The organism is Janthinobacterium sp. SUN211, assembly GCF_030587315.1.
GTDB lineage: Bacteria > Pseudomonadota > Gammaproteobacteria > Burkholderiales > Burkholderiaceae_D > Janthinobacterium > Janthinobacterium kumbetense.
In genome coordinates, this window is the sequence record NZ_JAPWIC010000001.1 from 409,734 (window position 1) to 426,290 (window position 16,557).

Below are 16,557 nucleotides of genomic sequence, written 5' to 3' on the forward strand. Positions count from 1 at the left end.
GCTCTCGTTATCATCAAGCCGGCTGCGCGCCGCTCACATTCCGGCTGCGGTTTTCCACCAGCACGGAAATACCGAGCACGACGATGCCGCCGCAGGCCAGCATGGCGCCCACCCAGCCCGTCGAGCGCAAACCCATGCCCATGGCGATGGCGATGCCGCCGGCCCAGGCGCCCAGCGCGTTGGCGATGTTGAAGGCTGAATGGTTGAGGGCGGCGGCCACGGTTTGCGCGTCGCCGGCCACGTCCATCAAGCGCGTCTGCACGGCCGGGGCGACGGCGATGCCGGCGCCGATGGCGAACAGGTTGATCGCCGTCAACCAGACATTGCTGCTGGTATAAGTAAAGGCGGCCAGCGCGGCCACGTTCCACAGCAGCACGCCGAAGATGGTCCACAGGCGCGAGCGGTCGGCCAGCCAGCCGCCGATCAGATTGCCCACCGTCATGCCGATACCGATGATGGCCAGCAAGATGGAAATGACAAGCGGCGACACTTTCGTCACTTCCAGCAGGGTTGGCGTAATAAACGTGTAGACGGCGAACATGCCGCCGAAGCCGATCGCCACCATCAGCAGGGTCAGCCACACTTGCAGGCGGCGGAACACGCCCAGTTCGCGGCGCGGGCTGGAATCGCCGGCGGCCACCATGGGCACGAAGATGCGCACCATCAGCATGGTCAGCAGGCCCAGTGCGGCGACCAGCAGGAAGGCCGAGCGCCAGCCCAGGGTCTGGCCGATGTAGGTTGCCAGCGGCACGCCGAAGATATTCGCCACGGTCAAGCCCATCAGGACGCGGGCGACGGCCTGGCCGCGCCGGTCCGGTTCGGCCAGCGCGGCCGCCACCAGCGCCGCCACGCCAAAGTAGGCGCCGTGCGGGATGCCGGCCACGAAGCGGGCCACCACCAGCAAGCCGTAGTTGGGCGCGATGGCGCTGAGCAAGTTGCCGCCAGCGAACATCAGCATCAGACAGATCAGCATCAGCCGGCGCGGCATGCGCGCCAGGAAGATGGTGATCAGGGGCGCGCCGATGACCACGCCCAGCGCGTAGGCGCTGATCATGTGGCTCATCTGCGGCAAGGTCGTGCCCAGGTCGTCGGCCACCACGGGCAGGATGCTCATGGAGGCGAACTCGCCCGTGCCGATGGCGAGGCCGCCGATGGCCAGGGCCAGGTCGGCGTATCCAGCGCCAAAAGGCGCGGTGACGCGCGGAATCAGGGGATCTACGGAGGCGTGCATGTTCTTGTTAGTTGGGTAAAGAATGACAGGGCGGAGGGGCGCGCAGTGGCCCAGCCGGAGGTGGCAATGCGCCACCAGAGTCGACGGATGGCCGGTATTTTCGGGCTAGAAGAGCTGCCCAAAGACAACATTGTAAGAGATTCGGGCAAGCTCTGCAGGGCGCCGGCTAAAATCTGCTGCACTGCACACAACAGCGTTTGCTCTTGTTGTTAACGATAACACGGAATCTGCGCGATTCCGCCACAGGGTGAGCGAAGAAAGCCTGGCTGTGGCGGAAATGGTCTTCCTTGCGTATTACTTCGCTAACGATTGCTGCAGCGCTTCCAGTCCCGCCACATAAATGCCGTGGAACAGGTCCGTCACTTCCTGCTCGCTCACGCCCACGGGCGTGAAGCGGCCCGACCAGGTGACGCGCGCGCCGTCGCTGCCGGCAAGTGGTTCCACTTTCAGGGTCGACAGGTAATCGGCGGCGGGAAACGGCGCCTGCAGGATGGAATAGCTGTAGCTGCGCGCCGTGTTGTCGTACGCTTCCAGCTGCTCGACGATGACGTCGCCGGCCGGGTTGGCCAGGTGGCGGATGCGGCCCCCTGCGCTCAAGGTGCTGCTGGGAATATAGGGCAGCCAGTCGGGCAGGGCATTGAAGCCGCCGATCAGTTGCCATACTTGCGCCGGCGTGGCAGCGATGTCGATCGAGGTGGTGGTGTGTGCCATATGCTTTCCTTATCTATTAGTTGGCGCCAGTTGGCAGCGGGGCGAATGGCGACACCAGCTGCTCGGCGCGCATGTCGTGCCAGAAGGCGGCGGGGATGACGGCGTGTAACGCTTGCTGGTCTTCGGCCAGGCGTTCCGGACGGCTGGCGCCGGGGATTACGGCGGCCACGGCCGGATTGGCCAAGGAAAATTGTAGGGCGGCAGCCTTGACGCTGACGCCGTGGCGCGCGGCAATCGCCTTGATGCGTTCTACTTTGGCAATGATTTCGGGCGAAGCCTTCTGGTATTCGAAGTGCGCGCCGCCGGCGAGGATGCCCGAACTGTAGGGGCCGCCCACGACGATGTCGACGTTCTGTTTTGCCGCGGCCGGCATCAGGCGCTGCAGCGCACGTTCATGGTCGAGCAGGGTGTAGCGGCCGGCCAGCAGGAAGGCGTCCGGCTGGGCTTCGGCCAGGTCCAGGGTCAGTTCCAGCGGTTCCACCTTGTTCACGCCCACGCCCCAGGCCTTGATCACGCCTTCTTCGCGCAGGCGGGTCAGCACGCGGAAGGCGCCCGTGCGGGCAATCTCGAATTGCGCCAGCCAGTTGTCGCCGTGGAAATCCTGGGCGATGTCGTGCACCCAGACGATATCGAGGCGGTCCGTATCCAGGCGTTTCAAACTGTCTTCGATCGAGCGCAGGGTGGCGTCGGCCGAGTAGTCATCGACGATCTTGTTCTTGCGGCCAAATTCGAACAAGCCCCCTTTTTCGCCCAGTTCGCGGGCGGCGGGGTCTTCCAGTTCGTCGAGGATGAGCCGGCCCACCTTGGTGCTCAGCACGTAATCGTCGCGGCGGCGCTGCTTCAGGGCGGCGCCCAGGCGCAGCTCGGCCAGGCCGGCGCCGTAAAACGGGGCCGTGTCGAAGTAGCGGATGCCCGATTCCCAGGCCGCGTCGACGGTCGCCAGCGCTTCCTGTTCCGGAATGTTGCGGAACATATTGCCCAGCGGCGCCGTGCCGAAACCCAGTTTGCCTGTCAGTAAGTGTTTGATTGTCATGGTGTTTTCCTTCAATGAGTGAGTCAGTGCAGACAGAATAGCTGGACAAGTTAAGCCTGTCCAAGACATAATTGGCGCAACTTGAGTCCTGAAAGGTCTGACATGCTGGACATACGCCAATTGCAATACTTCATCGCCGTTGCCGAGGAAGAACACGTGGGGCGGGCCGCCGAGCGCCTGCATATTTCCCAGTCGCCGCTGAGCCGGCAAATCGCCCAGCTCGAAGACAGGCTGGGCCTGACGCTGTTCGAGCGCAGCGCCCAGCGCATCCGCCTGACGCGCGATGGCCACACCTTCCTGGCCGAAGCGCGCGCGTTTATCACCCACGGGAATCGCCTGGAAGCGCTGGCGAAACGGCTGGGGCGCGGCGACGAGGGGGGCCTGTGCATAGGCTACATCGAAAACGCCATGCATGCGGGCGTCTTGCCGGAGGGGCTGCGCGCCTTGCGCGCCACGCGGCCGCAAGTGCACGTGGCCCTGTACAACCTGCATTCGGCCGAGCAGATCGAAGGCTTGCGCCAGCGCAGCCTCGATATCGCGCTGCTGTGCGAGCCGCCGCTGCCGAACGACCCCGACCTCGATTGCGCGCAAGTGCTGAGCGACCCCATGCTGCTGGCCTTGCCCGCGACGCATCCGCTGGCGGCCAAGGCCCAGCTGACCCCGGACGACCTGGCGGGCCAGGAGTGGATCGCCGTGCTGCACAAGGAAAGCGTGCTGAAACACGATAACTTCATCGCCACCTGCGCGCGCGCCGGTTTTACGCCCGACATCCGCATGGAAGCGACAGAGCCGCTGACGGCGCTGGGCCTGGTGGCGGCCGGACTGGGCATGGCCATGATCCAGCACAGCCTGCGCCAGCACGCGCCGGCCGGCGTCGTCGTGAGGGAATTGCCGTGGTTCAGCTACCGCACGCCCCTGTGGCTGGCCTGGCACAAGGTCAATCTGCGTCCGCTGGTGGGCATCTTCCGGGAAACCTTGCTGCAGCAGGCGGGCGCAGCCGCTTAGCAACACCTAACAAAACCGTAGCGAGCGGGATGAGTTGTGGCTGAGAAGCGGAGCTGTGCTTGAGCACAGTGAGCATCGGAGGCCGCAAATCGCGACGCGCAGTAGGTTTGGTTAGGTGTTCTAGATTTTCCTGGCGTGCTTCAAGTGCAGGGGCAGCCACCACCACATGCAGACGATGAGCGAGCCCATCAGCACGCAGGCGACGATGCCGGCGACGTGGCCGAACACTTCCGACATCACCAGATTGGTGCCGAGGATGAACGCCAGCGCCAGCGAAAAGGCGCCGCACATCATGATGCGGTCGGCCACGCGCTTGAAGCGTTCGCGGTCTTGCAGGGGGCGCATCACGCGGTGCTGGATGGCTGGCGCGCTGAGCAGCACCAGGCTGGTCATGGACAGGAAAAACGTCAGCAGGAAGACGATTTTTTCCGCCTGCACGATCTTCGCGAAGCCGCCGTTGAAGGGCAGGATGATGAGGAAGGCCGTCAGCATCTGCGCGCCCGGCAAGAGGATGCGCAATTCGCTGAGCAGGTCGGACAAGTCGCCTTCCTCGCCTGCTTGATTATTGTCGTCATGTGGCGGGGTGTGCGGCATGGCGCTATTCCTGTTGGTGGCGATGGGGCCAGTCTACGCACAGGCGGGCAGGCCGACTGTGGGCGGGCGCACCTTCGGAAGCATTGCGTCAGAACCAGTGCGGGTAGCGTTGGCGCAGCCGCCACAAGGGCGTCGAGACGATGGCCGTGGCGCTGTGCGAGGCGTCGTGGCCGCAATGGCCGCAACTGTGGCGCCGGTGCGGCGCCAGCGCGAAGTCGCCCAGGTCCAGGTGCGGGTGGCCGCAGCGGGCGCAGTCGCTGCAGCCCAGCGGCGCGCCAGCCTGCAAGGCGGCGGCGAACGTCTGCGCGGCGGGCGGTGTGATATTCAGTTGCACTATGTCGGGAGGAAACAGGCCGGGCAGGGCGCGGCAGTCGATGGTCAGGGCTGGCAGGTCGCGGCTGAACAGGGCGCCGCCGTCATTGGCCCGGGCGCGCAGTTGCAGCAGGCCATCATTGCCCAGGCGCAGGGTGCTGGTGTGGAATTGCGTGGGGTCGAACAATTCCGGATACAGCACATAGCCCATGGGGCTGGCGTGCTGGCGGCATTGCATGGGTTGCGCGGATGGGCAGGCGGCCAGGTCGGCTTGCGTGCCCCAGTAGCACTGGTGCGTGCGGCACCAGTGTCGCGCCGCGCCATTGCGAAATTTTCCAGCGGGCAGCAGATCGCACACGATGACGGCGTCCAGTCCCGCACCGGCGCGAAAGTGGCCCGTGATGTGGGACGTGGTGACGGCAAGACGGCCCGTGCTCGCGTGCAGGGGCCAGCAAATGCCCGGCAGGGTCAGCGGCGTGGCCAATGGCGCCTCCGCGCGGCTATCGGCTTGCCAGCCGCTCGCTGGCCTGAAGCAAAAAACCCGCCGGTTGGGGCGGGCTGTGCTGACGGGGATGCCTGAGGCATGGCCCGGTCTATTCTTCCGTATCGGCCAGGGTGACGATGGCGCGCGCCCACTTCGAGTATTTCAAGTTTGCCAGGTCGCGCACGGTCTTGATATTGAATGCCTGCTTGAGCAGCTCCGCATCCTTCTCGCTCACGCCTTGCAACGCATCGACGGGTGCATCAGCGATTTCCTTGAACGTCTTTTTTTCGTAAGCCTTGTCTACCGCTTTATTGATGTTCATGTGTTGATACTCCTCAGTAAGTGGGAAAATTAATTCTACACGTTTTTGAGAACCGTCAATTTACGCTTGCAAGTTGTGCCGAACTAAATATGATGGAGGTGGGCGCCTCGACAGTGAGGCCGTCTGTGCGTTCGCCTTGAGATTGTAATTATGTCACTGTTATTATTCATAGTATAATGATTTCCATGGCGGAGAATGGTCTGCGCCATGCCGGACACCGCGGTCACGCGGCACCAATCGATAGCGTTCAGGAGAATACGATGAGTTTGCTAGATCAACTTGCAGGACAGGCGATGAGCGCTTTGGGCAATAAAAGTGCTGACGGGGAAGCCCCATCGGGATTGATGGCCAGCGTGATGGACCTGGTCAACCAGCATGGCGGCTTGCCCGGCCTGCTGCAGAAATTCCAGGAAAGCGGCCTGGGCGACCAGGTGGCCAGCTGGATCGGCACGGGCGCCAATGCGCCCGTCTCCGGCGAACAGATCAAGGATGCGCTGGGCAGCGACACGATCACCCAGATCGCTGAAAAAGCGGGCGTCGCCCCGGACGCGGCCTCGGGCGGCCTGGCAGCCTTGCTGCCCCAGCTGATCGACAAGCTGACCCCGGACGGTCAGGTGCCGGAAGGCAACGACCTCGTCAGCCAGGGCTTGAATATGCTCAAGGGCAAGATCTTCGGTTGATTCCCTGGTCTTGCAAGTGAAAAACCTCGCAGCGATGCGAGGTTTTTTTGTTTTCAGGCGGCGGCCATTATTCCCAGGCGCTGCGCCATATACGCCGGTTCGCTGGTCAGCCGCGCCGTACTCCCCTCCACCAGATACGAGCAATACCGTCTCCGCTCGGCGCTGCCGCCGCGCCGTTCCATCAATTCGCCCAGCATGGCGACGGCATCGGCGGCCATCTTTTGCACGGGCTGGCGCAGGGTGGTGATGTCGTAGCTGAGCCAGCCGGACGCTTCCAGCGCGTCGAAGCCGGCCACCGACATTTGCAGCGGCACCTGGATACCCATCTGGTGGCGCGCCGTGTCCAGGCAGCCGATGGCCATGATGTCGTTGCCGCAAATGACGGCGTCCGGCACGCGGCCCAGGCGGTCGATGACCTTGCGCAAGCCCCGTCCGCCGCTGGCGTAGTCGTAGTTGCCGCTGACGACGATGGGCGCGGGCAAGCCCAGGGTCAGCAGCCGGTCCAGCATGCCGGCCTTGCGTTCCTGCGCGACGGCCGAATCGCCGGGGCCGTCGATGATGGCGAACTGGCGGTGGCCCGCTTCGGCCAGGCGCGAGACGAGCAGGCGCGCCGCTTCGCCCTGGTCGCACAGCACGGCATGCACGGCGTGTTCGCGCGGGCTGCGGTTGAACAGCACCAGGGGCACGTCGCGCCGGCCGAATTCGGCCATCTGCTCGTCCGAAAGGCAGGCGGCCACGACGGCGCCGTCGACCTGGTATTGCCACACATCGCTGAGGGCCTTGCCGATATCCGCTTCGCGCTCCAGGGTAAACAATAACAGGCGCTTGCCCTGGCGGGCGATGTGTTGGCTTAGGTCGGACAATACTTGCGGATAGTACAGATTGGCCAGGTTGGAAATGATGACGGCCACCAGGTTCGAGCGGCGCGTGATCAGGCTGCGCGCGGCCGCGTTGGGGATGTAGTCGAGGCTGATGGCCGCCTGCATGACCTTGGCGTGGGTGGCTTGCGAGATGCTGGCGCCCGGCTTGAAGCAGCGCGACACGGCCGATTGCGACACGCCGGCCAGCAAGGCCACGTCATACGAGGTCACGCGCCGTCCGGCGCCGGGTATGGCGCGGCTGGCGGTGTTGGGTGTCCGGGCTACAGTATTCTTTTTTCGCATATTGGTCTGGCAAGCAACCTGTCTCAAAGTATTCCTGCAGGCCCGGCCGCTTGTGGCGGCCTGGGCGGGCAGAATGAGCATAGCGTAAAAGATTGCCGCATGGCAAGACTGTTTTCTTGTTCATGTTGCAAAAAATATGACTGAATGGCAAGTGGTATGCTTGCTCCTCAATCGGCGCTGTCGCAGGGCCCGCTGCCATAGGGGCTGAGGCGTCCCGGCGGGTCCACGCGGCGCGCGCTGAAATCGCTGGCCAGCGTGGGTAATGCCCATTCCGCCGTGGCGCTCGCTTCCGTGCCGCTGACTGTGCCGCGTACGGTCAGGGCCACGTGCACCCAGGAACCATAATTGCGCGGATAGCTGACGGTGACGGTGGCCATGCCCAGCGCGTCGCTCAGGCCGCTGGCGCTGACGGTCAGGGGGATGCCCGGATCGAGCACGCCATTGCCGTTGCGGTCGTAGGCGGCATCAAAGATGCCGTTGCGCAAGACGTCTTCATTGGCGCAGCTGTAGAAGGGCAGGGCCAGGCGCCAGACGCCCGTGTCGGGGAACTCGGGCTTGTCCGCCTGCCATACGTAAGATCCCTTGGCATAGCGGCTGGGCCAGGCGGCGGCCGTGATGGCGACGCCCGGCACGGCATTACCGGCGCTGTCGGACACGAACACGGCAAAGTCCTTCTGCAGCACGCCGGGTGAATATTCGCGCAGCAGGCTGCCCGTGCCCAGCTTGATCGACAGCGCTTGCCGCGCCACCGTCAGGCGCACGAGGGCCGTGGCTGCCGCTTGCGGCGCGCCTTCGATGCGGGCCTGGATCAGCACGCCGTCGCGGCCGCTGTCGGCCGGCCCCGCCACATACACGGCGCGCGCCAGGCCATCGCTGCCCGTCAGCACCCGGCCCGCCTGCCGCAGGTAGCCGCCGCTGGGGTCGCTCAAGATGGAAAACAGCACGGGCGCGTTCTTGACCAGGTTGTTGGCCGCGCCATCGCGCACCACGGCGCTGATGGTGCTGATACTTGTGCTGACGTTGTCGGCCGATGCCGCCGAAGTGGTCGTATTCGCGCGCAGCACTGCCGGGTCCGCTTGTACGGCCAGCTTGCTGGCGCCGCTCAGGGGCGCGACGAATTCCAGCCGCGTCTGGGCCGTGGGTCCGCCCGCCACGGCAGCCGTGAGGGTGGCCACGCCCGCGTTGGCCGATTGCACATAGCTGCGCGGCAAGTTGCCATTGCTAAAAATCAAAATGGCAGGCAAGGGCTGGCTGCAGGCGCTGTCGCTGAACAGGCTGCCGCGCGAGGTCGACAGGGTGGCGCTGCCCGCTTGCGGCACGCCCGCCTTGTCATAGCGCGCGTCGATGGGCTGGCACGCCAGGGTCGCCACTTCCGGCAGCACGTCCGCGCCGCTGGCGTCCTGGCCCACGGCCGGACTCAGGCGCAGGTCGCTGCCGGCCACGGCATACGCTTGCGTGGCGGCGGCGCCCAGCGCGCTGACGGAGACGGCATCCTTGCCCAGGCTGCCAGCCGTCAGGCGCAGCACCAGCTGGCCTTGCGCATTGCTGAGCGCCGCGCCCCCATCCTTGACGCGCACGCCGTTGCCCGCGCCCGTGCTGTAGGCGATGGCGGCACCGGCCACGGGTTTGCGCGCCGAGTCGCGCACGGTGACGGTGAGGTCGGCGCCCTGGCCCAGCATCAGGGCGGCCGGCCCCAGCACTTCCACGCTGCTGCCCGTCACGGCCACCGTGCCCTTGCCGCTGCGCGCGCCGACAGTCGCCGTCACGGTAATGCTGCGGTTGCTGTTGGCGCCGCCGGTCCCCAGCAGGGCGCGCGCCTGGCCGTTCTTGTCCGTCACGGCGTCGACGCTGCCGAGGATGCCGGAATCGGCGGCAAAGGAAATCTTTGCGTTTGGCAAGGCTAGGTTGGCGCCATCCTTGACGAGGGCCGTGACGGCCACTTCGCTGCCGGCCAATCCCGCCGAGGCCAGTTCCGTGCTGGAAAACACCAGGTTGACGGCGCTGGCCAGGCTGGCCGGCTCGGGCGGCGTGACGGGTGGAATCACGGGGGGCGTCACGGGCGGGGTGACCGGCGGCTTCACGGGCGGCACGGTGGGCGGCGGGCTGCCGCCGCAGCCTGTCGTGCTGTGCAGCGAGCAGCCGGCGCCGGCCTGGGCATCGGCGGAACCGCCGCCGCAGCCGGCCAGGGAAACGAGGAAGGTCGCCAGCACGGTAGCAGGCAGCAAAGCAGCGGGCAGGTGGCGTGGGTGGCGCAGGCAGGCGAGGGGCACGATGGGTCTCCGGGAGCTGGCCGAGTTGCTCGGCATTCATTTCCCAAGAGTAGCTTTTGCGCGCGGCCGCTACTTGATGCAAAGCAAGTTTATGCTGTTGACCCCGTCGAAAGGGTTTTGCTGGTGCAATAGCCTGCCTTCTGATAACATAACGCCCCTTTATTCAGGGAAGGGTCGACATGGCCAATGCTTGCGGCGTCGATTTCGGCACGTCAAATTCCACGGTAGGCTGGGCACGTCCCGGGCAGAGCACCATGCTCGGCCTGGAAGATGGCAAGACGACCTTACCGTCCGTCGTCTTCTTCAATGCGGAAGACGAGGAAGTCAGTTTTGGCCGCGCGGCGCTGGCCGGCTATCTGGCCGGTTACGAGGGGCGCTTGATGCGCTCGCTGAAAAGCTTGCTGGGCACGAGCCTCATCGATGGCCAGACGGAAGTGGGTGGCCGCGCCTTGCCATTTCGCATGTTGCTGGCACAATTCATTGGCGAAGTGAAACGTCGCGCCGAGCAGTCCGCCGGCCGCGAATTCTCGTCCGCCGTGTTCGGCCGTCCCGTCTTCTTTATCGATGACAATGCACAAGCCGACCAGCTGGCGCAAGACACGCTGGCCGAAGTGGCGCGCTCCGTCGGTTTCAAGGACGTCGCGTTCCAGTTCGAGCCGATTGCCGCCGCGTTCGACTACGAGTCGCAGATCGACAAGGAAGAACTGGTACTGATCGCCGATATCGGCGGCGGTACGTCCGACTTTTCGCTGGTGCGCCTGTCGCCGGAACGGGCGAAGAAAACCGAGCGGCGCGACGACATCCTCGCCACCGGCGGCGTGCACATCGGCGGCACGGATTTCGATAAATACCTGAGCCTGTCGTCCGTCATGCCTCTGCTGGGCTATGGCAGCCGCCTGCATAACAATAGCGAAGTGCCGTCCAGCTATTATTTCAACCTGGCGACCTGGCACACGATCAACCTGGCCTACACGAAGAAGATCTGGGTGCAACTGGCCGACGTGTGCCGCGATGCACGTGAGCAAGACAAGATGGGGCGCCTGCAAAAGCTGATCGACGAGCGCGCCGGCCACTGGCTGGCCATGAAAGTTGAAGAAGGCAAGATTGCCCTGTCCGATGCGGCCGAAGTGCAGCTGGAACTGGACCGCTTGTCGCCCGCGCAAAGTCTGTTGCTCAAACGCACGCAGTTCGACGAGGCCATCGGCCACTTGTGCGGTTCCGTGGAAGAAACCGTGCTGCGTCTGCTGCGCGACGCGGGCGTGGCGCCGGAAGCCGTCGACACCGTGTTCTTCACGGGCGGTTCGAGCGGTGTGCGCTTGCTGCGCGAAAAGATCGCAGCCCTGGTGCCGGCCGCGCGCAAGGTCGAAGGCGATCTGTTCGGCAGTATCGGTGCGGGTTTGGCGCTGGACGCCGTGCGTAAATTTGGTTGATAAAATGTGCATGGCGGCGTTGCCGCGTCTTGCCGTACTGGTGTACTGTCTGCGACGCGGCGCCTTGCCCTGCGCATTTTATCGATACCCCCACTGTTGCACCCACGAAAGAGCGCCCCATGAATGTGTTTGACAAACCGATCGTCATGATCGACTTCGAGACGACCGGTTTATCTCCCGACATGGGCGACCGCATCACGGAAGTGGCGGCGCTGCGCATCGAGGGCGGGCAGATCACGGACCGTTATGTGACCCTGATCAACTGCAATGCGCGCATCCCCTCGTTCATCACGGGCTTGACGGGCATCACGCAAGCGATGGTGGACAAGGCGCCGCCCGTGGCCGAGGTGGTGCCGCAGCTGCTCGACTTCATCGGCAGCGATGCCTTGTCGGCGCACAATGCCAGCTTCGATGAAAAATTCCTGCGCGCGGAAAGCGCCAGGCTGAACCTGACACCTGCGCACCAGTCGCTCGTGTGTTCATTGAAACTGTCGCGCCGCGTGTTTCCCGGCATGGCCAGCTACAAGCTGGGCTTGCTGTCCAGCCAGCTGGGCATCGCCTTCAAGAGCGCAGCCCACAGGGCCGAGTCCGATGCGGAAGTGGCGGCGCAGGTGCTGATCCATATCGGCCGCCATTTGCGCAGCAGCTATGGCATCGCCGACGTCGACGCGGACTTGCTCGTGTCGCTGAACAAGCTGGCCGCCGCCAAGGTGCCGCAATTCCTGCAAAAACACCCATCACGCCGCTGAGCGCCATGCCTGCCTAAGCGGGCTCATCAAAACGATATAATTTTGTTATTTCGTTTGAGCCTGCTCAAGTCCTTCCCCCGCATCGAATTTAAAATTTAAGCAACACATGATTTCGCCGCCCTGGGCCGCCGTTTTGCGCGTGCTGCCAGCAAGCGCAATGTGGATGGGGGCGCACATGGACAAGCACCATACTGCCAGAGATAGCCACGAGGCGTATATCTGGTTCCGCACGGCTGCCGAGCAGGGCAATGCCTACGCCCAGTTCAATCTGGGATTGATGTACAAGAAGGGCGAAGGTGTGGCGCAGGACGATGCGCGCGCCTTTGTCTGGCTACGGCTGGCCGCGCTGCAAGGGCTGGCGTTCGCGCAAAACCACCTGGGCGCCCTGTATTACCACGGCCGCGGCGTGGCGCAGAGCGACGAGGACGCCGTGCTGTGGTTCCGCCGCGCGGCCGCGCAGGGCGACGCCTCGGCCCAGCAAAACCTGGGACAGATGTACCGCAAGGGGCGGGGCGTGCTGCAGAGCGACGAACTGGCCCTGGCGTGGTTTTACCGTGCCTCCGAACAGGGCGTGGCCAGCGCGCAATCCTTGCTGGGCGAGGCGTATGCGCAAGGGCTGGGCGCGAAAAAGAACGATGCGCTGGCCCTGGCGTGGTTCCGCAAGGCAGCCTTGCAGGGCGATGCGCAGGCACAGCTGAACCTGGGGCTCGTCTACAAGCGGGGCCAGGGCGTGGCGCAAAGCGATACGCAGGCGCTGGCCTGGTTCCGCCAGGCCGCCGCCCAGGGCCTGGCCGTGGCGCAGCGGCAACTTGGCGTGGCGTATGCGGAAGGCCTGGGCGTGGCGCCCGATCAGCTGCGCGGCTACGCCTGGCTGCAGCGGGCGGCCGAACAGGATGACGCCGACGCCCAGTTCAACCTGGGCCTGATGCTGGCGCGGGGGCAGGGCGTGGACAAGGACGAGGCGCGCGCCGTCGTCTGGTACCGGCGTGCCGCCCTGCAAGGTCACTGCATGGCGCAATACAATCTGGGCGGCATGTTTGCAGGCGGGCGCGGCGTCGCGCGCGACCTGCGCCAGGCGCTGGACTGGTATGCCAGGGCGGCGGCCCAGGGCGCGTCGAATGCGCAGTTCAACCTGGGCGTGATGTATGCGAATGGCCAGGGCGTGGAGCGCGACGAGGTGTGCGCCGTGCGCTGGTACCGCACGGCGGCCGAGCAGGGCGATGCCAGTGCGCAAAACAACCTGGGCGTCATGTATGCGAGCGGTCACGGCGTGCCGCAAGACGATGGCCTGGCCGTGCAATGGTATGCGCGCGCGGCCGGCCAGGGCCATGCGCTGGCGCAGTACAACCTGGGCGGCATGTACAACAGCGGGCGCGGCGTGGAGAAGGATCCCGTTTGCGGCTATATGTGGCTGGCGCTGGCGGCCGAGGGCGGCGATAGCGGGGCGGCCAGGGCGCGGGAAGCGGCTGCCGCCAGGCTGGAGCCGGCACAGCTGCAAGAGGCGCAGCAGCGCATGCGGCAATGGCACCAGGTGCGTTCCCCGCCACGGTCGCCACGGCCATCGCGCGACTGAAGCGTGGGCGCGGACGCGGGCTGCGTGCGATAATTGCTGGCAGGAATGTCGCGAAGGCGGCGTGGTTTTTGGCACAGCGAAAGGCGGAATATGGTAAGGCAGGCAGGCGAGGATGCATCCGAGCAAAAAGTCATCGACGACATCGCCACGCATGGCTGGCATGGCGTGCATATCAGCGCCGATGAAGAAGGTCCAGGCTATGCGTTCACGATAGGCGCTTGCCACAGTTTCGGCCAGCCTGAATTCCTCATCATGGGCTTGCCGCGGGCCGTGGCCCACCAGATACTCGACGTGGCGCTGGACGCCGCGCGCAGCGGCGCCATCACGGATTTCACGGCCACCACGGACGTCTTGCTGAAGGGCCATCAGTGTGCCTTCGTGCGCGTGCCCGTCGAGCAATACCGCAACTATGTCGGCTATGCGCGCTGGTATTACCAGGGTGACGAGTTTACCGTGTACCAGATCGTCTGGCCGTCGCGCGATGGCCATTTTCCATGGCAGGCGCAAGCCAGTGCGCAGTACGTGGAAAGCCAGCCACTGCTGGGACCGGCGCCGCTGGCGGCATGACGAGAATCGTGACCGGCACGGCCACCCTGTGCGTGTTCGATCCGGCCCTCTTGCGCCACAAGCTGGAAGATGACTGCGATTGGTGGAGTATTCCCGGCGCGGAACTGGCGGCCGTGAACGCGGGGCAGGTAGCGTTTTTCAACGTCGGCGGCGACGGCGCGTATGACATCGCCTTGCACGCCGAACTTGCCGAGCCGCATGTGGTCGTGCATCTGGCCGTGGTCTCAGGCCGGGTCTTCATCGGCGCAGGGGAAGACGTCACCGGCGGCGGCCTGGAACCGGACACGGCATATGGTGGCCTGTTCGTCGACGTGCCCGCGGGCAGTTACCGCTTGCAGGCGCGCCGCGATGAGGCACGCATCAGCCTGGCATTCGTGCCCGATGCCCGCAGCAGCAATGCGTTTGTCGACCTCGTGCGTATTTGAGCGTGCCTGGCCTGCCGCCGTCCAGCTTTGACTAGTGCCCCTGGCTACGCATCCATGCGCGCCACGCCCACGCCTTGCCGCCGGTCCAGGAACAGGCTGTTGCCGTGGATTTTCTTGGCCTGCTTCTTCGCTTCCGCCGCCTGCGTGGCAATCTGGTGGTGCGTGTAATACTGGTGCGCCTCGACCTTGATGACGCCCAGGGATAGGCTGATCAGGGAATAAAACACTTTCTTGCCTTGCCGGTCTTCGCTGATGTAGCCGCCCCGTTCGCAATCGCTGGTGCTGTAATAGGCGAGGATGGCGGCCGCGAAGTCGTCCAGCATGGCCTGGCAGCGCGCTTCCCAGTCTTCGCTCTGGAACAGGATCATGAAATCGTCGCCGCCGATGTGGCCGATGAAGTCGCGGTTCGGGTCGCAGTGGCTGCTGAGGATTTCTCCCGTCAGCTGGATCACGTCGTCGCCCTTGCGGTAGCCGTACACGTCGTTGAAGGGCTTGAAGTGGTCGAGGTCGCAATAGCAGACCCAGAAGCGGCTGCCGCTGTGCAGCAGGCGGTCGATATGCTCGTTGATGGGCACGTTGCCGGGCAGTTGCGTGAGCGGGTTGGCATAGCGGGCCGCGTTGATCTGCATCTGCGTGATTTCGCGCATCAGGTCGTGTCCCGTGCCCATGCCCAGGTAGCGGCCGTGTTCGGTAATGATGAAACCGTTGAACAGATGGTGGGCGCTCGATTGCACCATGGTGTAGCTGAGTTCCTGCAAGCTCGTCTCGTGGTCGGCGATCAGGGGCGTGGCATCCATGAACAGGCTGCATGATTTCTTGCCATACAGTTCGCGCTGGTAGGGGCGGGCGAAGTGGTCGATCATCTCGAAGCGGCTGATCAGGCCCAGCGGCACGCCATCGTCGACGACGGGAATGATCATCAGTTTCGGGTCTTTCAGGAAAATATCGTACACCTCGTTATTGTTTTTCTTGGGCGAAACGGCCGCCACGCGGTGCAGCAGCTTGCGGATGCTGGCGCCGTTCTTTTCCAGGCTGCTGCGCTGCGGATACACGGCCACGCCGTTGCGTCCCAGCGCCTGCACCACTTCGGCCGGCAGGGCGCGCGCCGGCACCGCGTTGGGCCGGCCCAGGTGATAGCCTTGTCCGAACGCCACGCCCAGGTCGCGCAAGACCAGCAATTCCGTCTGCGCCTCGATGCCTTCGGCAATCACCAGGGTGCCCGATTTCTCCGCGATTTCCTGGATCGAGCGCACGAACTGCAGTTTCACAGGGTCATTATTGATGCCCTGGATGAAATGCATGTCGATTTTCACGTATTCCGGGCGCAGTTCCGACCACAGGCGCAGGCTGGAAAAACCCTCGCCCAGGTCGTCGATGGCGATCTGGAAACCCATGTTGCGGTAATGCAGCACCGCTTCGCGCATCAGCTCGTAGTCATACGTGGGCTGGTTTTCCGTCAGCTCGATGATGACGCGGTCCGGATTGATGCCGATGTGCTCGATGTATTCCAGGGTTTCGCCATGGCGGGCATTGCGCAGCAGCAGGCATTCGGGGCTGACATTGAGAAACAGCTTGCCCGGCAGCTGCAGTTCGGCGAAGCGTTCGAGCACCACTTGCCGGCACAGGTGCTCCACTTCCAGGGTCAGGTCATGCGCGCGCGCCACCTTGAACAGATTCATCGGCGCGTGCAGGGGGCTGTCGGACGGCCCCCGTATCAAGCCTTCGTAGCCGATGATGTCGCCGCTGTGCATGTGGATGATGGGCTGGAACAGCGCGCTGAGCTTGCGGCCCGCAATGATCTCATGCAAGGCATCCGTCCCTTCGATGCTCATGGATATCGATGGCGGCTTCAGGTAAGCCACATTCGATGGCACCGCGCCGGGCGGCGCGGCGGTGGCGGTGGGGAGGGCGAGAGTGTGCATAGGCGGATGTGGCGGCACGGCCTCTGGACGGGCCATGAACATGTTGCCGATAGTAAAGAAGATTTATGACGGCTTGATGAAACGAC

16 protein-coding genes are annotated in these 16,557 nt (G+C 64.5%); 7 read left to right on the plus strand and 9 right to left on the minus strand.

Features of this window, described 5'->3' with window-relative positions:
- Positions 1-13: 13 nt before the first annotated feature.
- The 3 genes from O3301_RS01675 to O3301_RS01685 form a co-directional block, all read right to left on the minus strand.
- Positions 14-1,231: an MFS transporter gene (locus O3301_RS01675; RefSeq protein ID WP_083299622.1), complete on the minus strand. Its 1,218-nt coding sequence runs from the start codon at positions 1,229-1,231 to the stop codon at positions 14-16.
- A 294-nt stretch (positions 1,232-1,525) separates the two neighbouring features.
- Entirely contained in the window at positions 1,526-1,942 is a 417-nt protein-coding gene (locus O3301_RS01680; protein WP_099664170.1) for an SRPBCC family protein, read from the minus strand.
- Between the two features lie 16 nt (positions 1,943-1,958).
- Complete coding sequence (locus O3301_RS01685; protein ID WP_289898103.1) at positions 1,959-2,975, minus strand: aldo/keto reductase; 1,017 nt, start codon at positions 2,973-2,975, stop codon at positions 1,959-1,961.
- Positions 2,976-3,077: 102 nt separating this feature from the next.
- On the opposite strand from O3301_RS01685, the gene O3301_RS01690 reads away from it, so the two are divergent.
- The gene (locus O3301_RS01690; protein ID WP_305055323.1) at positions 3,078-3,980 is read left to right on the plus strand and encodes a LysR family transcriptional regulator; all 903 of its coding nucleotides are present in this window, start codon (positions 3,078-3,080) and stop codon (positions 3,978-3,980) included.
- A 120-nt stretch (positions 3,981-4,100) separates the two neighbouring features.
- Here the strand turns inward: O3301_RS01690 and O3301_RS01695 are convergent, their stop codons facing one another.
- The 3 genes from O3301_RS01695 to O3301_RS01705 all read right to left on the minus strand — a co-directional run bounded on the left by O3301_RS01695 (position 4,101) and on the right by O3301_RS01705 (position 5,692).
- Positions 4,101-4,574 (minus strand): DUF6328 family protein, encoded by a 474-nt coding sequence (locus O3301_RS01695; protein ID WP_305055324.1) that lies wholly within the window; start codon positions 4,572-4,574, stop codon positions 4,101-4,103.
- Between the two features lie 88 nt (positions 4,575-4,662).
- A complete protein-coding gene (locus O3301_RS01700) occupies positions 4,663-5,370 on the minus strand; it encodes a hypothetical protein (protein ID WP_289909701.1) in 708 nt (235 codons plus the stop codon).
- Positions 5,371-5,479: 109 nt separating this feature from the next.
- Positions 5,480-5,692 (minus strand): hypothetical protein, encoded by a 213-nt coding sequence (locus O3301_RS01705; RefSeq protein ID WP_034751103.1) that lies wholly within the window; start codon positions 5,690-5,692, stop codon positions 5,480-5,482.
- A gap of 260 nt (positions 5,693-5,952) precedes the next feature.
- On the opposite strand from O3301_RS01705, the gene O3301_RS01710 reads away from it, so the two are divergent.
- Positions 5,953-6,372 (plus strand): YidB family protein, encoded by a 420-nt coding sequence (locus O3301_RS01710; RefSeq protein ID WP_034751100.1) that lies wholly within the window; start codon positions 5,953-5,955, stop codon positions 6,370-6,372.
- A 53-nt stretch (positions 6,373-6,425) separates the two neighbouring features.
- Here O3301_RS01710 and O3301_RS01715 read toward each other — a convergent pair whose 3' ends face one another.
- A complete protein-coding gene (locus O3301_RS01715) occupies positions 6,426-7,463 on the minus strand; it encodes a LacI family DNA-binding transcriptional regulator (RefSeq protein ID WP_257218619.1) in 1,038 nt (345 codons plus the stop codon).
- A gap of 239 nt (positions 7,464-7,702) precedes the next feature.
- Positions 7,703-9,841: an Ig-like domain-containing protein gene (locus tag O3301_RS01720; protein ID WP_305055325.1), complete on the minus strand. Its 2,139-nt coding sequence runs from the start codon at positions 9,839-9,841 to the stop codon at positions 7,703-7,705.
- A 143-nt stretch (positions 9,842-9,984) separates the two neighbouring features.
- Here O3301_RS01720 and O3301_RS01725 point away from each other — a divergent pair, with 143 nt between their 5' ends.
- From O3301_RS01725 to O3301_RS01745, 5 genes are all read left to right on the plus strand, one after another.
- Positions 9,985-11,235, plus strand: a complete 1,251-nt coding sequence (locus O3301_RS01725; protein WP_034781446.1) for an Hsp70 family protein — start codon at positions 9,985-9,987, stop codon at positions 11,233-11,235.
- Between the two features lie 119 nt (positions 11,236-11,354).
- The gene (locus tag O3301_RS01730; RefSeq protein WP_171985014.1) at positions 11,355-11,984 is read left to right on the plus strand and encodes a PolC-type DNA polymerase III; all 630 of its coding nucleotides are present in this window, start codon (positions 11,355-11,357) and stop codon (positions 11,982-11,984) included.
- 175 nt (positions 11,985-12,159) lie between these two features.
- Complete coding sequence (locus O3301_RS01735) at positions 12,160-13,557, plus strand: tetratricopeptide repeat protein (RefSeq protein ID WP_305055326.1); 1,398 nt, start codon at positions 12,160-12,162, stop codon at positions 13,555-13,557.
- 90 nt (positions 13,558-13,647) lie between these two features.
- Positions 13,648-14,124 carry a DUF4262 domain-containing protein gene (locus tag O3301_RS01740; protein WP_251348931.1) on the plus strand — a complete coding sequence of 159 codons (477 nt, stop codon included), beginning with the start codon at positions 13,648-13,650 and terminating at the stop codon, positions 14,122-14,124.
- Complete coding sequence (locus tag O3301_RS01745) at positions 14,121-14,549, plus strand: DUF6386 family protein (RefSeq protein ID WP_289915200.1); 429 nt, start codon at positions 14,121-14,123, stop codon at positions 14,547-14,549. Before O3301_RS01740 ends, O3301_RS01745 begins: the two co-directional genes overlap by 4 nt.
- A gap of 44 nt (positions 14,550-14,593) precedes the next feature.
- Here O3301_RS01745 and O3301_RS01750 read toward each other — a convergent pair whose 3' ends face one another.
- Positions 14,594-16,381: a GGDEF domain-containing protein gene (locus tag O3301_RS01750; protein ID WP_305055831.1), complete on the minus strand. Its 1,788-nt coding sequence runs from the start codon at positions 16,379-16,381 to the stop codon at positions 14,594-14,596.
- Positions 16,382-16,557: the final 176 nt, after the last annotated feature.